Annotated in this window: 18 protein-coding genes; 11 read left to right on the forward strand and 7 right to left on the reverse strand. The window is 66.7% G+C overall.

The window, feature by feature from the left end:
- Positions 1–185 precede the first annotated feature (185 nt).
- The 4 genes from K5880_RS19365 to K5880_RS19380 all read left to right on the forward strand — a co-directional run bounded on the left by K5880_RS19365 (position 186) and on the right by K5880_RS19380 (position 3281).
- Positions 186–1019: a hypothetical protein gene (locus K5880_RS19365; protein ID WP_297656235.1), complete on the forward strand. Its 834-nt coding sequence runs from the start codon at positions 186–188 to the stop codon at positions 1017–1019.
- Positions 1020–1116: 97 nt separating this feature from the next.
- Entirely contained in the window at positions 1117–1668 is a 552-nt protein-coding gene (locus tag K5880_RS19370) for a hemerythrin domain-containing protein (RefSeq protein ID WP_297656238.1), read from the forward strand.
- A gap of 108 nt (positions 1669–1776) precedes the next feature.
- Complete coding sequence (locus K5880_RS19375; RefSeq protein WP_297656241.1) at positions 1777–2529, forward strand: alpha/beta hydrolase; 753 nt, start codon at positions 1777–1779, stop codon at positions 2527–2529.
- Positions 2530–2537: 8 nt separating this feature from the next.
- Positions 2538–3281 carry a heparan-alpha-glucosaminide N-acetyltransferase gene (locus K5880_RS19380; RefSeq protein WP_297656244.1) on the forward strand — a complete coding sequence of 248 codons (744 nt, stop codon included), beginning with the start codon at positions 2538–2540 and terminating at the stop codon, positions 3279–3281.
- A 67-nt stretch (positions 3282–3348) separates the two neighbouring features.
- Here the strand turns inward: K5880_RS19380 and K5880_RS19385 are convergent, their stop codons facing one another.
- The 3 genes from K5880_RS19385 to K5880_RS19395 form a co-directional block, all read right to left on the reverse strand.
- Positions 3349–4128 carry a peptidylprolyl isomerase gene (locus K5880_RS19385; RefSeq protein WP_297656247.1) on the reverse strand — a complete coding sequence of 260 codons (780 nt, stop codon included), beginning with the start codon at positions 4126–4128 and terminating at the stop codon, positions 3349–3351.
- A 101-nt stretch (positions 4129–4229) separates the two neighbouring features.
- Positions 4230–4502: a BolA family protein gene (locus tag K5880_RS19390; protein WP_297656249.1), complete on the reverse strand. Its 273-nt coding sequence runs from the start codon at positions 4500–4502 to the stop codon at positions 4230–4232.
- Positions 4499–5044 carry a septation protein A gene (locus K5880_RS19395; RefSeq protein WP_297656253.1) on the reverse strand — a complete coding sequence of 182 codons (546 nt, stop codon included), beginning with the start codon at positions 5042–5044 and terminating at the stop codon, positions 4499–4501. Before K5880_RS19395 ends, K5880_RS19390 begins: the two co-directional genes overlap by 4 nt.
- A gap of 144 nt (positions 5045–5188) precedes the next feature.
- On the opposite strand from K5880_RS19395, the gene K5880_RS19400 reads away from it, so the two are divergent.
- Complete coding sequence (locus tag K5880_RS19400; protein WP_366883275.1) at positions 5189–6136, forward strand: DUF533 domain-containing protein; 948 nt, start codon at positions 5189–5191, stop codon at positions 6134–6136.
- Between the two features lie 82 nt (positions 6137–6218).
- Here K5880_RS19400 and K5880_RS19405 read toward each other — a convergent pair whose 3' ends face one another.
- Genes K5880_RS19405 through K5880_RS19420 form a run of 4 tightly spaced genes read right to left on the reverse strand, consistent with a single transcriptional unit; the run spans position 6219 to position 10082 of the window.
- Positions 6219–7244, reverse strand: a complete 1026-nt coding sequence (locus K5880_RS19405; protein WP_297656259.1) for an LLM class flavin-dependent oxidoreductase — start codon at positions 7242–7244, stop codon at positions 6219–6221.
- On the reverse strand, positions 7241–8161 hold the full coding sequence (cysK, locus tag K5880_RS19410) for a cysteine synthase A (RefSeq protein ID WP_297656262.1): 921 nt from the start codon (positions 8159–8161) through the stop codon (positions 7241–7243). Before cysK ends, K5880_RS19405 begins: the two co-directional genes overlap by 4 nt.
- Positions 8158–8577 carry a peptide-methionine (R)-S-oxide reductase MsrB gene (msrB, locus tag K5880_RS19415; protein WP_297656265.1) on the reverse strand — a complete coding sequence of 140 codons (420 nt, stop codon included), beginning with the start codon at positions 8575–8577 and terminating at the stop codon, positions 8158–8160. Before msrB ends, cysK begins: the two co-directional genes overlap by 4 nt.
- A gap of 23 nt (positions 8578–8600) precedes the next feature.
- Positions 8601–10082 carry a protein adenylyltransferase SelO gene (locus tag K5880_RS19420; RefSeq protein WP_297656267.1) on the reverse strand — a complete coding sequence of 494 codons (1482 nt, stop codon included), beginning with the start codon at positions 10080–10082 and terminating at the stop codon, positions 8601–8603.
- 202 nt (positions 10083–10284) lie between these two features.
- Between K5880_RS19420 and K5880_RS19425 the strand changes: the two genes are divergently transcribed.
- The 6 genes from K5880_RS19425 (at position 10285) to K5880_RS19450 (ending at position 17226) form a co-directional block, all read left to right on the forward strand.
- Complete coding sequence (locus K5880_RS19425; protein WP_297656269.1) at positions 10285–11928, forward strand: 3-(methylthio)propionyl-CoA ligase; 1644 nt, start codon at positions 10285–10287, stop codon at positions 11926–11928.
- A 151-nt stretch (positions 11929–12079) separates the two neighbouring features.
- Positions 12080–13315, forward strand: coding sequence for a branched-chain amino acid ABC transporter substrate-binding protein (locus K5880_RS19430; RefSeq protein ID WP_297656271.1), 1236 nt, complete (start codon positions 12080–12082; stop codon positions 13313–13315).
- A gap of 131 nt (positions 13316–13446) precedes the next feature.
- The gene (locus K5880_RS19435; protein ID WP_297656273.1) at positions 13447–14394 is read left to right on the forward strand and encodes a branched-chain amino acid ABC transporter permease; all 948 of its coding nucleotides are present in this window, start codon (positions 13447–13449) and stop codon (positions 14392–14394) included.
- 2 nt (positions 14395–14396) lie between these two features.
- Positions 14397–15692, forward strand: coding sequence for a branched-chain amino acid ABC transporter permease (locus K5880_RS19440; protein ID WP_297656275.1), 1296 nt, complete (start codon positions 14397–14399; stop codon positions 15690–15692).
- A 47-nt stretch (positions 15693–15739) separates the two neighbouring features.
- Positions 15740–16516 (forward strand): ABC transporter ATP-binding protein, encoded by a 777-nt coding sequence (locus K5880_RS19445; protein WP_297656277.1) that lies wholly within the window; start codon positions 15740–15742, stop codon positions 16514–16516.
- Between the two features lie 14 nt (positions 16517–16530).
- Positions 16531–17226 (forward strand): ABC transporter ATP-binding protein, encoded by a 696-nt coding sequence (locus tag K5880_RS19450; protein ID WP_297656279.1) that lies wholly within the window; start codon positions 16531–16533, stop codon positions 17224–17226.
- The last annotated feature ends 78 nt before the right edge of the window (positions 17227–17304 follow it).

The following is a 17304-nucleotide window of genomic DNA, read 5'->3' on the forward strand; positions in this document are numbered from 1 at the left end:
CACCTGCACCTGCACCTGCACCTGCACCTGCACCTGCACCTGCACCTGCACCTGCACCTGCTCCTGCTCCTGCACCTGCTCCTGCTCCTGCTCCTGCTCCTGCTCCTGCTCCTGCTCCTGCTCCTGCTCCCAGGCCCGCACCGCCTGCCATCCGCGCGTTCCAGGCCCAGGCCGACCCCGCTGGCGTGCGCCTGTGCTACTCGGTTACCCAGGTGGAGCAGCTCACGCTGGTTCCGCGGCCGGGCGCGCTGGCGGTGGGCGAGAGCGTGGCCAAGGACTGTGTCAGCGTGGCCCTGGACGATACGACGACCTTCACCCTGATCGCCCGCAACGCGGCGGCGACGGTGCGCAAGACGCTCACGGTGGCGGCGCGCAGTGCGCCTGCGGTCGCACCCGAGGTCGCGGCGAGGCCACCGGCCACGCCCGCCCCGGAGACCGCCGCCAGCGCGGCCGACGCCGGCAAGCCCCGGGTGGGCGAGAGCTGGACCTACCGCACCAGCGGCAAATGGCCGACCAGCCCGAAGCGCAGCATCGTCATCGCGGTGCAGTCGGTGGCCAACGACGTGGTCACCGAAGGCTTGCGCGCCGACGGCCTGGCCAGCGATGTGCGTCACTCCGTCGGCGCCAGGCCCATGTTCATGAGTTGGGGCCAGATCGGCAACGAGTTCAGTCCCTACCTGGGCGCCTACGCCGATCTGGACCGCCTGGGCACGCTGCGTGGCTTTGCCACACCGGATGTGCCGCCCAGCTGGTCGCAGTGGCACTCGGAGGCGAAGGTGGTGGGCCGGGAGAGCGTTACCGTGCCGGCCGGCCGCTTCCAGGCGCACAAGGTCGAGGTCTGGAGCAGCCGCAGCGCGAGCGGTGGCCCGATCATGGCCAACATCGAGCCGGTGCGCATCCACTACCTGATCTGGTACGCACCGACGGTCAAGCGGTATGTGAAGATGCAGCGCCGCGTGCTCTACGCCTCGGGCACCGAAGCGGAGCGCGACCTGTTCGAGCTGGTGGCCCACCGCTGATTGCCATCCCTTGACCTGGGTCAAGGCGTCCTGGGCGCGCCGGCCTAGACTGGCCAGACAGCCCGGCAAGCATCCCGCCGGGCGCCAAGGAGTTGCCGTGAACACCCTGACCCCCGAGACCGCGACCGCCGTGGACGCCAGCCCGCTGGAGGGCTTCGCCGGCTGCCATGTCGGCATCCTGCGCCGCTTGCAGGCACTGGACCAGTTGCCCGCGCTGATCGAACCCGCTGCCCAGGCTCGCCAGATCGCGGCGCAGTCGCTGGCCTTTTTCCGCGAGGCGATCTTCGAGCACCATCTGGACGAGGAGCGCGACCTGTTCCCGGCGGTGCTCGCCAGCGCGCAGGCTGGTGAAGAGCGCGCGCACGTGCAGGCCATGGTGGATCGCCTCACGCAGGAGCACCGTGTCATCGAGGCGCTCTGGAGAGGGCTGGAGAAGGATCTCAAACGGGTCGCCAAGGGGCACGATGCCAGCCTGGAACTGGACGAGGTGCACACGCTGGTCAGCAGCTACCGCGCGCATGCGGCATTCGAGGAGGCCGAGTTCCTGCCCCTGTCGCAGACCATCCTGGGCCGCAACAGCAACCACATGGCCGCGCTGGGGCTGTCGCTGCACATGCGGCACGCGCCCCCCGTCAACGCCTACATCTGAGCGTCCGCCCTCGGCAGCGGCGCCTCGGGGGGCGTTCGTACGGGCGACCTGGTCGCGAGCGTGCAGAATCGGCACAGCCAACGACCGATGCCGTCCCGGAGAACGCTGATGTCCCCAAGTCCCAACTCTGCCCACACCGCCATCGTGCTCGTGCACGGTGCCTGGCACGGCGCGTGGTGCTGGCGCCGCGTGCTGCCGCTGCTGCGTGGTGCCGGCGTGGACGCGCATGCCGTCACGCTCACCGGCGTGGGCGAGCGCGCCCACCTGATGTCGCCCGACATCGACCTGCACACCCACGTCCAGGACGTCATCGGACTGATCGAGGCCGAGGAGGTGCAGCGGCTGGTGCTGGTCGGGCACAGCTACGCGGGCATGGTGGTCACGGGCGTCGCCGATCGCCTGCAGCGCGAGCGCCCCGGTACGCTGGCGCATCTGGTCTACCTCGACGCGGCCGTGCCGTACCCGGGCGACAGCTGGAGCAGCCACCATTCGGCCGACACGAAGCAGGCCCGCATCGACGCGTCCAGACCCAGCGGCGGCCTGAGTTTTCCGCCACCGGATGCCAGCGTCTTCGGTCTTGCGGGGGCCGACCGCGACTGGGTCAACCGCCGCCAGACGCCGCAGCCTTTCCGGCTGTACCAGCAACCCCTGGATTTCGATGGCGCGCGCGTGGCCGCCGTGCCCCGCAGCTTCATCGACTGCACATCGCCCGCGCTGCCGACGATCGCACCGGCGCGCGCGCGGGTGCGCGCCGAACCGGGCTGGCAGGTGCTGGAAATGGCCACCGGTCACGACCCGATGGTGAGCGACCCCGCGGGTCTGGCCGACCTGCTGCTGGGCATCCACCGCGCTTCGGCTTGAGGCAGCCCGTGTCCGCGCAACGCCTCGACCGCATCGACCTGCTGCGCGCGGCTGCCATGCTGTGGATGACGGCCTACCACTTCTGCTTCGACCTCAACTTCTTCGGGCTGATGCGCGAGGATTTCTACCGCGATCCGTTCTGGACCTGGCAGCGCACGGCGATCGTGAGCCTGTTCCTGTTCACCGCCGGCCTTTCCCAGGCCGTGGCCGTGCACCAGGGCCAGACCTGGGCGCGCTTCTGGAAGCGCTGGCTGCAGGTGGTGGGAGCGGCCTTGCTGGTCACTGCCGGCTCGCTGCTGGTGTTCCCGCAAAGCTTCATCTACTTCGGCGTGCTGCAGGGCATCGCCGTCATGCTGGTCGTCGCTCGCGCCACGGCGGCTTGGGGTGCCTGGCTCTGGGTGCTGGGGGCGCTGGCTGTCGGGCTCAAGTTCGCGGTGCCACACGCGCTGGTCGCCTGGCCCGCGCTGGAGGTGCTCAACACCCCCGCGCTCAACTGGCTCGGCCTGATCAGCCGCAAGCCGATCACGGAAGACTACGTCCCGCTCGTGCCCTGGCTGGGCGTGGTGTGGTGGGGCCTGGCTGCCGGGCAGTGGGCGCTGCGCCGCTGGCCGCAGGGGCTGGGCGTCGCCGATGTACAGGCGCGCGGTGCGCGCGGTGCCTTGGTGACACTGGGCCGCTGGAGCCTGAGTTATTACCTGGTGCACCAACCGGTGCTGATGGGATTGATCTGGCTCGGGCTGCAGGTGTTCTGATCCTGTCCGGGACGGCAACAAAAAAAGCGCGACAGGGCCGCGCTTCTTAGATGGGGCAGGGGAAGGCTTATTCGACCTTGGCCTTGTCGCGCAGGGTCTTCTGGAAGTCGGCCAGCTTCTGCTGCTGCATCTGCTGCGCGATCTGCGGCTTGATGTCCTCGAGCTTGGGCAGTTCGGCGCTGCGCACGTCGTCCACGCGGATCACATGCCAGCCGAACTGGGTCTTCACGGGGTCCTGCGTCAGCTGGCCCTTGTCCAGCTTGACCATGGCCTCGGAGAACTCGGGCACATAGCTGGCCGCGGCTGCCCAGTCCAGATCGCCGCCGTTGGCACCAGAGCCGGGGTCCTTGGACTGCTTCTTGGCGATGTCCTCGAATTTCGCGCCCTTCTTGAGGCGCGCGATGATGGCCTTGGCCTGCTCTTCCTTCTCTACCAGGATGTGGCGTGCGCGGTATTCCTTGCCGCTGTTGGCTGCCACGAACTTGTCGTACTCGGCCTGGATGTCGGCATCGGTCACCGGGTTCGTCTTCTGGTAGTCCGCAAACAGCGAGCGGATCATGATGGTCTGGCGCGCCAGTTCCATCTGGTTCTTGTATTCGTCGGTGGCCCCGATGCCGCGCTTGTCGGCTTCCTGCATGAAGATCTCACGCAGCACCACTTCTTCCTTGAGGCGCGCGCGCACCGAGTCGTCCACCGGCTGGCCCGACGCCGCGAGTTGCTGCTCGAGCACCGCCAGGCGCGCGGTAGGCACAGCCTTGCCGTTGACGATGGCCACGTTCTGCGCGGCGGCCCAGGGGGCGGTGACGATGAGCACGGCCGCGGTCAGCGCCGTCAGGGAGAATTTCATGGTGATCCTTGGAATGAAAAAGGTTTGGAGCCGCAGCACGGGGCCGGGTTTCAGCGAACAGGTATCAGAACGTAGCGAACGGAACGGGTCGCGGCCAGCCGTCAGGTCCTGATCTCGATGGCCAGCGCGTGCAGGCCCGCGTCGGTGAATTTTTGCAGCGCATCATACACAAGGCGGTGCTGCGCCACGCGGCTCTTGCCGACGAACGCGGGCCCACCGATGCGCACGCGGAAATGGGTGCCATAACCCAGTCCGTTGGCGCCCGCATGGCCGGCATGTGCGGCGCTTTCATCGATCACTTCCAGCGTGTCCGGCGCCAGGCGTTCACGCAGGCACGCCTCGATCGCCCCGGCGGTGGGCACGCTGCCGCTCATGGCTTCTTCTCCGCCGTGTCGTCTTTCAGGTAGCGCGAGATGTAGAGCCCCTGGCCAACGATGAAGACCACCGGGAACACATAGCCCCAGAGTTTGAAGTTGACCCAGAACTCGGTCGAGAAATACGCGGCCACATAGGCGTTGATGCCGGCCATGAAGAAGAAATACGCGATCCACGCCACCGTCAGCCGTGCCCAGACATCCGTGGGCAGATCCAGCTGGCTGCCGAGCAGGATCTGCAGGAAGTTCTTCTTCCAGATCCACAGCGCAGCGGCAAGCACGATGGCCATGCTGGCGTAGAGCACCGTCGGCTTCCATTTGATGAAACGCTCGTCCTGCAGCAGCAGGGTGAGCGCGCCGAACACGAGCACCAGCACCAGCGTGACCTTGTGCAGCGTCTGCAGCCTGCGGTCGATCGTGTAGATGATGCCGGTCTGCAGCAAGGTGGCGAGCATCAGCACGCCGGTGGCCGTGTAGATGTCGGCCATCTTGTAGGCAACCACGAACAGGGCAATGGGAAAGAAGTCGATAAGGAAACGCATGGCCGGATTATCGGGCTTGGGACCGCTGCCGCCCCGCAGCGGGGCATTGGGGGCCCATGGAACTTGCCGAAGCCCAGAGGCTCTCTATCGTGCCAGCAGAACCGATTCGTCTTCACCATCCACCACCCCGGGAGATCGCCGCACATGAGTCCGCAGGAACAACAGTCCATCCTTACCGTCGCCCTGCTGGCTGCGTTCGCCGATGGCCACAAGGCCGACAGCGAGCGCGACGCGATCCGGCGGCTGGCCGATTCGCTGGCACCCGAAGCCGGTGGCATCGGGCTGGTGCGGCTGTATCAGGATGTGCTGCTCAAGCGCGTCACGCTGGATGAGGCCACGCGCGGCTTGTCGGACGCCGGGCAACGGCAGCTGGCCTATGAAATGGCCGTGTGCGTGTGCGATGCCGACGGGCGGCAGAGCCCCGCCGAGAGCGCGTTCCTGGCCGACCTCAAGGCCCGCCTGCAACTGGACGCCGGAGAGACTGTGGCATTCGAGCGCCAGGCCGATGCGATCGTGGCAGCGGCGGAGCAGGTGGTGCCGGTTTCTTCAACGGCGCCGGCTGCGCAAGTCCCTGCGGCCACGGGCGCCGAGCTCGACAAGTCCATCCTCAACCACGCGCTGCTCAACGGCGCGCTGGAGCTGTTGCCGCAGTCCTGGGCCTCGATGGCCATCATTCCGCTGCAGGTGAAGATGGTGTACGGCATCGGCAAGGCGCATGGCGTGGAGCTGGACCAGGGCCACATCCGCGAGTTCATTGCCGCGGTGGGCGTTGGGCTGACATCGCAGTACCTCGAGCAGTTCGGCCGCAAGCTGCTGGGTGGGCTGCTCGGCAAGGCCGCCGGGCGCAGCGTGGGGCGTCTGGGCGGAGCGGCCACGGGCATGGCGTTCTCGTTCGCCACCACCTACGCGCTGGGCCAGGTCGCCAGGCGCTACTACGCCGGTGGTCGTGTGATGAGCACCGAACTGCTCAGACACACCTTCCAGGATCTGCTGGGCCCGGCAAAGCAGATGCAGACGCAGTACCTGCCACAGATCCGTCAGAAGGCGGCCACGCTGGACGCGGGGCAGATCATGCAGATGATCAGGCAGTAGGCTCCCCGCGCCGCCTGCGGCGTCACCCCCCTCAGGGGGCTCACCCCGCAGCCCGGCAAAGCCGGTGCCGCGGGTGCTCCGGTCATGCGGGATCTGCGATCGGCTGCCGTGCGCCCATCGCCTCGGCCGTGAGGGTCATCGAGCGCAGTCGCAGTGCGGGATCGAAGACGTCGCTCACAAGCATGAACTCGTCGGCCTGGGTGACCTGGGCCAGGGACGCCAGACCTTCGCGCACCGTGTCCGGCCCGCCAATCACGGCGACGGCGAGGAAGTCGGCAATCGCCGCCTGCTCCTGCGGGTGCAGGCCCTGCATGAAGTCCTTCACCGGGGGCGGCAACTGGCCGCGCCGTCCGGTGAGGATACCCAGCACGCGCTGGTAGGTGCTGCTGGCCAGATACTCGGCTTCGTCGTCGGTGGGCGCAGCGATCAGTGGCACGCCGACGATGGCATAGGGCTCTGCCAGCGTGGCCGAGGGTTTGAAGTGTGTGCGGTACACGTCCAGGGCCTGCAGCAGCAGGCGCGGCGCGAAGTGCGAGGCAAAGGCGTAGGGCAGACCGCGCTCGGCCGCCAGTTGCGCCGAGAACAGGCTCGACCCCAGCAGCCAGATCGGCACATTGGTACCCGCGCCGGGGTTGGCGACCAGGCGCTGGCCGGGCGCGGCCGGGCCCAGCAGGTGCTGCAGCTCGGCCACGTCACGCGGGAAGTCGGCCTCGGTCTCCACCCGGTCGCGCCGCAGCGCGCGCATGGTGTGCGGATCGGTGCCGGGCGCACGGCCCAGCCCCAGGTCGATGCGCCCCGGGTAGAGCTCGGCCAGGGTGCCGAAGGCCTCGGCCACCACCAGCGGCGCGTGGTTGGGCAGCATGACGCCGCCTGAGCCGATGCGCATGCGCTGCGTGCCGCCCGCAATGTGCCCGATCAGCACGGCAGTGGCCGAGCTGGCGATGCCGCTCATGTTGTGGTGCTCGGCGAGCCAGTAGCGCGTGAAGCCGAGCGACTCGGCGTGCTGCGCGGTGCGCAGGGCAATGGCCAGGGCGTCGGCCACCGTGCCGCCTTCGCGCACGGCCACCAGATCGAGCATGGACAGGCGGATGTCTTGGAGCGGTTTCATGCCGGGAGAAAGCCTTCGATGGACAGATAACGCTCGCCAGTGTCGTAGTTGAAGCCGAGCACTACGGCATCGGCCGGCAATTCGGGCAGTTTCTGCGCGATGGCCGCCAGCGTGGCACCGGAGGAGATGCCGACCAGGATGCCTTCCTCGCGCGCGCAACGCCGCGCCATCTCGCGCGCGGGTTCCGCGTCGACCTGGATCACGCCGTCGAGCAGGGCGGTGTCGAGGTTGTTCGGGATGAAGCCCGCGCCGATGCCCTGGATGGGGTGGGGTGACGGCTGGCCGCCGGAGATGACGGGCGAGGCGGTGGGCTCCACCGCGAACACCTTGAGCCGGGGCCAGCGCGCCTTGAGCACGCGGGCCACGCCGGTGATGTGTCCGCCGGTGCCCACGCCGGTGATGAGCACATCGATCCCCTCGGGAAAGTCGGCCGCGATCTCCTCTGCGGTGGTGCGCACGTGAACATCCACGTTGGACGGGTTGTTGAATTGCTGGGGCATCCATGCGCCGGGGGTGCTGGCGACAATCTCCTCGGCACGCGCGATCGAGCCCTTCATGCCCTTCTCGCGCGGGGTCAGGTCGAAGCTCGCGCCGTAGGCCAGCATCAGGCGGCGGCGCTCGACGGACATGCTGTCGGGCATGACCAGGATGAGCTTGTAGCCCTTGACCGCCGCGACCATGGCCAGGCCGATGCCGGTGTTGCCGGACGTGGGTTCGACGATGGTGCCGCCGGGCTGAAGCGCGCCCGAGCGTTCGGCGTCCTCCACCATGGACAGCGCGATGCGGTCCTTGATCGAACCGCCCGGGTTGCTGCGCTCGGACTTGACCCACACCGGCTGCGACGCACCCGCGAACAGGCGCTGGATGCGGATGTGCGGCGTGCGACCGATGGTCTGGAGAATGTTGTCGGCCTTCATGCAGAGTCCTTCCCGGGTTGATGTTCCAGCGACGCGGAGTTCATGCAATAGCGCAGGCCGGTGGGTTGCGGGCCGTCCTCGAAGACATGGCCCAGGTGCGCGCCGCACTGGCTGCACACCGTCTCCACCCGCACCATGCCGTGGCTGCGATCGGTGATCTCCGTGATGGCGCCCGGCACGGCCTGCGAGAAGCTGGGCCAGCCGCAGCCGGCGTCGAACTTGGTGTTCGCGTCGAACAGGGTGTTGCCGCAGCAGATGCAGTGGTAGCTGCCGTCGGCCCAGACCTGTTCGTACTTGCCGCTGTAGGGCCGTTCGGTCTGGGCGTGGCGGGTGATGTCGAAGGCGCGTGGCTCCGCGCCTTTGGCGGCCAGCAGTTCGCGCCACTCGGCTTCGGTTTTCTGGATCGGAAAGCTCATGGGGGTCTCCTCGGGGTGGGTGCTCATGATGAACAGCTGATCTCGATCTCGCTGGCCCAGTCGGGCGGGAAGGTGGCCAGATCGTCCTGGCCGGGGAGGTCGTCGAACGGGTGTTCGAGCGCGTTCTGCAGGCGCGCGACTTCGCTGAAATCGCCGGCCTTGGCGCGCTGGATGGCCAGTTCGCCCAGGTGGTTGCGCAGCACCACCCGCGGGTTGGTGCGCAGCATGCGCGCGCGCGTGGCGCCAGCGTCGAAGCCCGATTGCGCGGCAAGGCGCTCGCGCCAGCGCAGGGCCCAGGCATCGAAGGCCTCGCGCTGCAGGAAGAGATCGCGCACGGGATCGATCGCGCCATCGGCCGCCTGGCTCAGGCGGCGCCAGAAGATGGTGAAGTCCACCGCGTCGGCGGCCATGAGTTTCATCAGCGTGTCGGTCAGTTCGGTGTCACCGTCTTCCACGCGCTCCAGGCCCAGCTTGGCGTTCATGCGCCGCTGCAACGCCCCCGGCATCAGGGCTTTGTAGGGTTCAAGGGCGTCCAGCGCCTGCTGCTGGTCGTCCATCAGGGGCAGCAGGGCCTGACCCAGCGCAAACAGGTTCCAGTAGGCGATGTTGGGCTGGCGGTTGTAGGCGTAGCGCCCACCGGGGTCGGAGTGGTTGCAGATGTGCCCGGGGTTGAACGCATCGAGGAACTGGAAGGGCCCGTAGTCGATGGTCAGGCCCAGGATGCTCATGTTGTCGGTGTTCATCACACCGTGGCAGAAGCCCACGGCCTGCCATTGCGCGACCATCTCGGCCGTGCGCGCGCTCACGGCTTCCAGCAGTGCCGCATAGGGATTGCCCGGGGCGTCGCGGCAGGCCGGGTAGTGGTGGTCGATGACGAAATCGGCCAGCTGGCGCAACTCGCCGTGCAGGTTGTTGTGCGAGAAGTGCTCGAAGTGCCCGAAGCGGATGAAGCTGGGCGCCACGCGCGTGACGACGGCCGCCGTTTCGATCTCTTCGCGCCGCACCGGCGCGGGCGAGCCGGTGACGCACAGCGCGCGGCTGGTGGGGATGCCCAGCGCGTGCATGGCCTCGCTGCAGAGGAACTCGCGGATCGAGCTGCGCAGCACCGCGCGCCCGTCCCCCATGCGGGAGTAGGGCGTGAGGCCGGCACCCTTGAGTTGCACCTCTTGCGGGCCCGAAGGCGTGTCCACCTCGCCCAGCAGAATGGCGCGGCCGTCGCCCAGTTGTCCCGCCCAGTGGCCGAACTGGTGCCCGCTGTAGACGCTGGCCAGGGGTTGCGTGCCGGCGATCGGCAGGTTGCCGGTGAACGCCCCCAGACCGGCCGGGCACGCAAGCCATTGCAGTTCCAGGCCCAGCAGGCGGGCGACCGAAGGGCTGGTGCCGACCCAGACGGGAGAGGGCAGGGGCGTCGGTTGCTGGAGGGTGAAAAACGCTTCACCCAGGGTGGCAAAGCGGTTGCGCCAGACCATGCCCAGGTCGACGGCCGGATCCACGGAAGTGTTCATCGGGGCATTGTCGCCGCGTCGATGCAACCTCGGTGGCGCAGGGCTAATCGGCGCGGGGCCAACGCAAACATCCAGGCACCCTGCAAGGCAGACCATCACTGGCGCCGACGGAAAGTTCATCAAGTAAACCCTTGCATGGTTGTGGGGTGCAACCCGCTAACATGATGCCGCTTCCCATTACCTACCGACAGGAGACACCCCCATGCTGGGCCAGATGCAGAGCCAACCCCTTCTGATTTCCTCGCTGATCGTGCACGCCGAGCGGCACCACGCCAGCACCGAGATCGTGTCCCGCCGTGTCGAGGGCGACCTCCACCGCAGCAACTGGGGCCAGGTTGCCCGCCGTGCGCGCCAAGTGGCCCACGCGCTCGATGGCCTGGGGCTTTCCATGGGTGATCGCGTGGCCACGCTGGCCTGGAACGGCTATCGCCATCTGGAACTGTATTTCGGCGTCAGCGGCACCGGCCGCGTGCTGCACACGCTCAACCCGCGACTGCACCCCGAGCAACTGGTCTGGATCGTCAACCACGCCGAGGACAAGGCGGTCTGCTTCGACATGACCTTCCTGCCGCTGGTGAAGGCCGTGGCCGCCAAGTGCACCACGGTGAAGCACTGGATTGCCCTGTGCGACGCCGACAAGCTGCCCGCGGACAGTGGCATTCCCGGCCTTCTGAGTTACGAGGCCTGGATGGGCCAGCAACCGACCGACTACGCCTGGCCCAGCTTCGACGAGAACGCGGCATCCAGCATGTGTTACACGAGCGGCACCACCGGCAATCCCAAGGCGGCGCTGTACTCGCACCGCTCCACGCTGCTGCACGCCTATGGCGCGGCGCTGCCGGATGCGCTGGGCTGCTCGGCGCGCGACAGCATCCTGCCGGTGGTGCCGATGTTCCACGTCAACGCCTGGGGCCTGCCGTACTCGGCCGCTGCCGTGGGCTGCAAGCTGGTGTTCCCCGGCCCGGCGCTGGACGGCAAATCGGTCTATGAACTCATCGAGGCGGAGAAGGTGACCATGGCCGCGGGCGTGCCCACCGTGTGGCAGATGCTGCTGGGCCACATGCAGGCGGGCGGCCTGAAGTTCAGCACGCTCAAGCGCACGGTGATCGGTGGTTCGGCCTGCCCGCCTGCCATGATCAACGCGTTCAACGACACCTACGGCGTGGAGGTGCTGCATGCCTGGGGCATGACCGAGATGTCGCCATTGGGCACGGTCTGCACGCTCAAGAATGCGCAGCTCGTGCTGCCGGCTCCCGACCAGCTCAAGGTGCGGCTCAAGCAGGGCCGGGCGGTCTTCGGGGTGGACATGAAGATCGTCGACGAGGCCGGCAAGGAGCTGCCGTGGGACGGCAAGGCCTATGGTGACCTGCTGGTGCGCGGTCCCTGGATCATTGCCAGCTACTTCAAGGGCGAAGGGGGAGACCCGCTGCAGTACGACGCGCAGGGACAGGGCTGGTTCCCCACCGGCGACGTCGCCACCATCGACGCCGACGGCTTCATGCAGATCACCGACCGCAGCAAGGACGTGATCAAGTCCGGCGGCGAATGGATCAGCTCGATCGACGTGGAGAACATCGCGATGGCCCACCCGGCCGTGGCCATGGCGGCCTGCGTCGGCATGCGCCACCCCAAGTGGGACGAACGGCCCATCGTGGTGGTGGTGAAGAAGCCCGGCACCGAGGTCACGCGCGAGGAACTCCTGGCGTTCTACGAAGGCAAGACCGCCAAATGGCAGATTCCGGACGACGTGGTCTTCGTCGATGCCATTCCGCTGGGGGCCACCGGCAAGATGCAGAAGATGACCCTGCGCCAGCAGCTCAAGGACTATGTGCTGCCTGGTGTCTGAAGCGGCTGTCTGGTCGGGACACAGTCACCGACCGGACACGAAAAGGGCGACGCAGTCGCCCTTGCGATACCCCCTAGGGAGTATCCCTGAGTGCTGCGCCGCAGCAGGCTTGTAAGCTGCAAGGCGATCCCACAACCAACTGGAGACAAGCATGCATTTCGCCATCAAGAGCCTGACCGCCGCTTCCCTGATCGCCTGCGCACTGGCCGCCCACGCCCAGAAGGGCGAGACGGTCCGCATCGCCTTCATGGACCCACTCTCCGGGCCCTTTGCCAACGTGGGCCAGAACCAGCTCAAGAGCTGGCAGTTCGCCGCCGAGACGCTGTCCGGCGCCAAGAACCCGGCCGGCGTGAAGTACGAAGTGGTGGGCTTTGACAACAAGGGCTCGCCGCAGGAAAGCCTGAACACGCTCAAGGCGGCGATCGATCAGGGCTTTCGCTATGTCACGCAGGGCAACGGTTCGGGCGCGGCGGCCGCCATCCTGGATGCGGTGAGCAAGCACAACGCGCGCAATCCTGGCAAGGAAGTGATCTACCTGAACTACGCGGCGGTGGACCCGGCGCTGACCAACGAGAAGTGCGACTACTGGCACTTCCGCCTGGATGCCGACACCACCATGAAGATGGAAGCGCTGACCACCTTCATGAAGGACCAGCCCAAGGTCAAGAACGTCTACCTGATCAACCAGAACTATTCGCATGGCCAGCAGGTCGCCAAATACTTCAAGGAGGGCATCCAGCGCAAGCGGCCCGATGTGAAGATCGCGGGCGAGGATCTGCACCCCATCGGCCAGGTGAAGGACTTTGCCCCCTACGTCGCCAAGATCAAGCAGTCCGGCGCCGATACCGTCGTCACCGGCAACTGGGGCGCCGACCTGACGCTGCTGGTGAAGGCGTTGAACGACGCCGGGCTGAAGTTGCCGATGTACACCTACTACTCCGGCGTCACCGGCACCCCGACGGCGCTGGCAGCCGGCGGTGAAGGCGAGGTCTACGTGATCGCCTACGGCCATGCGAACCACAGCGGCGAAATCGGCAAGATGGCCGCCGAGTTCAAGAAGAAGTTCAACGACGACTACTACACCTACGCCACCTACAACGGCATCAACCTGCTCAGCGCCGCGTTCGCCAAGGCCAAGAGCACCGACCCGGTCAAGGTGGCCGCCGCCATGGAAGGCCTGTCGTTCAAGAGCTTCGCCGGCGAAGTGACCATGCGCAAGACCGACCACCAGCTGCAACAGTCGCTGTTCGTGACCAAGTGGCAGAAGGCCGACGCCAAGAACCCCTACAGCGTGGAAAACACCGGGTACACCTTCGCGCCCGTCAAGCAGATGGAACCATATGTCGCCAGTACCCCCACCAGCTGCGACATGAAGCGACCCTCCTGAAATCCTGGGCCCGCGTGCCCCGTTCGGGCTGAGTCCTTCGACGGGTCTGGGTCAGGCCCAGTCGAAGCCCGTTCTCCCTCCGACTCGCTCAGGGTGAACGGGCTTTTCTGTTTCTTCTGCCTGCCACTTCCATGGAATTCTTCACCATCTTCCTGCTCAACGGCCTGAGCTACGGGCTCCTGCTGTTCATGTTGAGTTCGGGGCTCACGCTGATCTTCAGCATGATGGGCGTGCTCAACTTCGCACACGCCAGTTTCTACATGCTGGGCGCGTACTTCGCCTACAGCACGACCGAGCTGGTTGGGTACTGGCCGGCGTTGTTCTTCGCGCCTCTGCTGGTGGGGGTGCTCGGCGCCGTGTTCGAAAAGTACTGCCTGCGCCGGGTGCACAAGTTCGGCCATGTGCCCGAACTGCTCATCACCTTCGGCCTGAGCTTCATCATCCTGGAGATGGTGCAGCTCGTCTGGGGCACCAGTTCGGTGGACTACCGCGTGCCCGAGCTCCTCTCCGGCCCGCTGTTCACCATCTACGGCACCCAGTTCCCGATGTACCGGGGTTTCATGATGCTGGTGGCCGTGCTCATGCTCATCGCCATCTGGCTGCTGCTCACGCGCACGCGCATCGGCCTGGTGATCCAGGCCGCGCTCACCCACCCGGAAACGGTGGAGACCCTGGGCCACAACGTGCCGCGTGTGTTCATGCTGGTCTTTGGCGGGGGCGCCGCGCTGGCGGGCCTGGCCGGCGTGATCGGGGGCAATGCCTTCGTCACCGAACCCGGCATGGCGGCCACGGTGGGTTCGGTGATCTTCGTGGTGGTGGTGGTCGGCGGCATGGGCTCGCTCTCGGGCGCTTTCGTCGCCTCGCTGCTGATCGGCATCATCCAGACCTTCGCGGTGGGCATCGACAAGGCGCTGGTCGACCTCGCCGGTGTGGTCGGTCTCACGCTCACCCCCGAGACCTTCGGCTGGGCGCTCTGGAAACTCAAGATAAGCCAGATCGCGCCCATCCTGCCTTACGTGTTTCTGGTGCTGATCCTCATCTTCCGGCCCAAGGGCCTGCTCGGAACCAGGGAGGGTTGAACATGCCGAGCCAATCGCATTACCAGTTCAAGCCCTTGAATGTCGGTCGCTGGATCGTCTGGAGCCTGTACGCGCTGGTGCTCCTGGGCGCGCCGATGGTGTTTACCAGCAGTCTGAGCCAGACCCTGCTGAGCCAGATGGGCATCGCCATCATCGTCTGCCTGTCCTACAACATGCTGCTGGGGCAGGGGGGCATGCTCAGCTTCGGCCATGCGGTGTACTCGGGGCTGGGCTCCTTCATCGCAATCCATACGCTCAATGTCGTGAGCGATGGCCACCTCCCGCTGCCAGTCAGCCTGGTGCCGATCGCCGGTGGCCTGGCGGGCGTGGCCTTCGCGATCGTGTTCGGCTGGGTCACGACCAAGAAGGCCGCCACCCCGTTCGCCATGATCACGCTGGGTATCGGCGAACTGGTCTACGCCATGTCGCTGATGTTCCCCGAGTTCTTCGGCGGCGAAGGCGGGATTTCGGGCAACCGCGTGACCGGCGGCCGGCCGCTGGGCATCACCTTCGGGCCGCAGATCCAGCTCTACTACCTGATCGCGGTCTACACCTTCGTCTGCACCGGGCTCATGTTCGCGTTCACCCGCACGCCGCTGGGGCGCATGCTCAACGCCGTGCGCGACAACCCCGAGCGCGTCGAGTTCGTGGGCTACAACACCCAGATGGTGAGGTATCTCGCTTTCGTGATCGCGGCCTTCTTCGCCGGCGTCTCGGGCGGTCTGGCGGCGCTGAACTTCGAGATCGTGACCGCTGAAGTGGTCGGAGGCGCACGCTCGGGGGCCTACCTGCTGTTCACCTTCCTGGGCGGCGCGACCTTCTTCTTCGGGCCCATCATCGGCGCCATCCTCATGGTGCTGGCCTTCGTGCTGCTGTCGGAATTCACCAAGGCCTGGCTGCTCTACCTGGGCCTGATCTTCCTGTTCATGGTGATGTACGCGCCCGGTGGCGTGGCCAGTCTGATCATGATGAACGTGCGCGTGGCCGCCTACGGCATGCTGCGCCGGGTCTGGACGAGCTACCTGGCGCTGGGCCTGCTGGCCCTGGTCGTGCTGGTGGGCGCGGGCGCCATGATCGAGATGGTCTACCACCTGCAGCTCAATGCCGCGCTGGGAGACGAGCTCACCTTCCTGGGCGCCACGCTCAACGCGCGCAGTCCGGGTAGCTGGTTCGGCTCGGCCTTCGTCATGCTCACCGGCCTGGGCCTGTTCGAGCTGGCGCGGCGCCAGTTCCTGCGCGAATGGCACCAGATCCAGACCGACATCGAAATCGAAATCAAGCGACGGGAGGCCGTATGAGCGCAGCAGCGATGGCACAACCTGGCGCGCGACAGGAGGGAACATCCATGAGTGCCGCCACGCCGGCGCTGGAGCTGCGCGACCTGCGCAAGAGCTTTGGCAAGACCGAGATCATCCGGGGCGCCAACCTGGTGGTGCAGCCCGGCGAGCGGGTGGCCATCATCGGCCCCAACGGTGCGGGAAAGTCCACGCTGTTCAACCTGATCTCGGGGCGCTTCGAGCCCACCAGTGGCGACGTGCTGCTCTCGGGCCAGCGCATCAATGGCAAGAAGCCCTACGAGATCAACCGCCTGGGCCTTTCGCGCAGCTTCCAGATCACCAACATCTTTCCCAAGCTCAGCGTGTTCGAAAACCTGCGCTGCGGCGTGCTCTGGAGCCTGGGCTACAAGTACACGCTGTTCAAGTTCCTTGCCGACCTGGACGACGCCAACGAGCGCGCCGAGGAACTCATGCGCATGATCCACCTGGAGCGCAAGCGCGACGTGCTGGCTATGAACCTCACCTACGCCGAGCAGCGTGCGCTGGAGATCGGCATCACCATCGGTGGCGGCGCGCACGTGGTGCTGCTGGACGAGCCGACCGCGGGCATGAGCAAGAGCGAGACCAGCCGTTTCATCGAGCTGATCCGCGAGGTGACGGTGGGCAAGACGCTGCTGACGGTGGAGCACGACATGGGCGTGGTGTTCGGCCTGGCCGATCGCATTGCGGTGGTGGTGTACGGCGAGGTGATTGCCTTCGATACCCCTGACGCCGTGCGCGCGAACCCGCGCGTGCAGGAGGCCTACCTGGGCACCGAGGCCGAACAACAGGCCGCGGGACACTGAAGGACGGATGCGCAATGCTTGACATACAGAACCTGCACGCCTACTACGGCAAGAGCCATGTGCTGCACGGGGTGTCGTTCCAGGTACAGCCGGGCGAGATCGTGGCCCTGCTCGGTCGCAACGGCTCGGGCCGCTCCACCACGGCCAAGGCCATCATGGGGCTGGTCGATTGCACCGGCCAGGTGCGCTGGAAGGGCCAGGATATCCAGGGCAAAAAGTCCTTCGAGATCGCCCACCTGGGCATCGGGCACGTGCCCGAGAACCGGGACATCTTCCCCAGGATCACGGTGCACCAGAACCTGATGCTCGGGCAGAAGGGGCGTGGCAAGGGCTCGCGCTGGAGCTTCGACGACATGTACACCATGTTCCCGCGGCTCAAGGAGCGCCAGCACACCGAGGCCGGCGTGCTCTCCGGCGGCGAGCAGCAGATGCTCACCCTGTGCCGCACGCTCATGGGTGACCCGGACCTGATCATCATCGACGAGCCGACCGAGGGCCTGGCACCCAAGATCGTCGAACTGGTGGGCGAGTACCTGAAAACGCTCAAGACGCGTGGCGTCTCGGTGCTGCTGATCGAGCAAAAGCTCACCATCGCCATGTCGATCTCCGACCGCGCGCTGGTCATGGGGCACGGCAGCATCGTGTTCCAGGGAACACCGGACAGCCTGCGCGCGGACCCCTACACCCGCAAGGAGTGGCTGGAGGTTTGAACGCCCCCCGCGCCACCTGCGGCGTCACCCCCCTGGGGGCAATGCCTGTGGCCCGGCAAAGCCGGTTCCACGGCATTT

This window comes from Hydrogenophaga sp. (assembly GCF_025699295.1).
In the GTDB taxonomy this organism is placed as follows: domain Bacteria; phylum Pseudomonadota; class Gammaproteobacteria; order Burkholderiales; family Burkholderiaceae_C; genus Hydrogenophaga.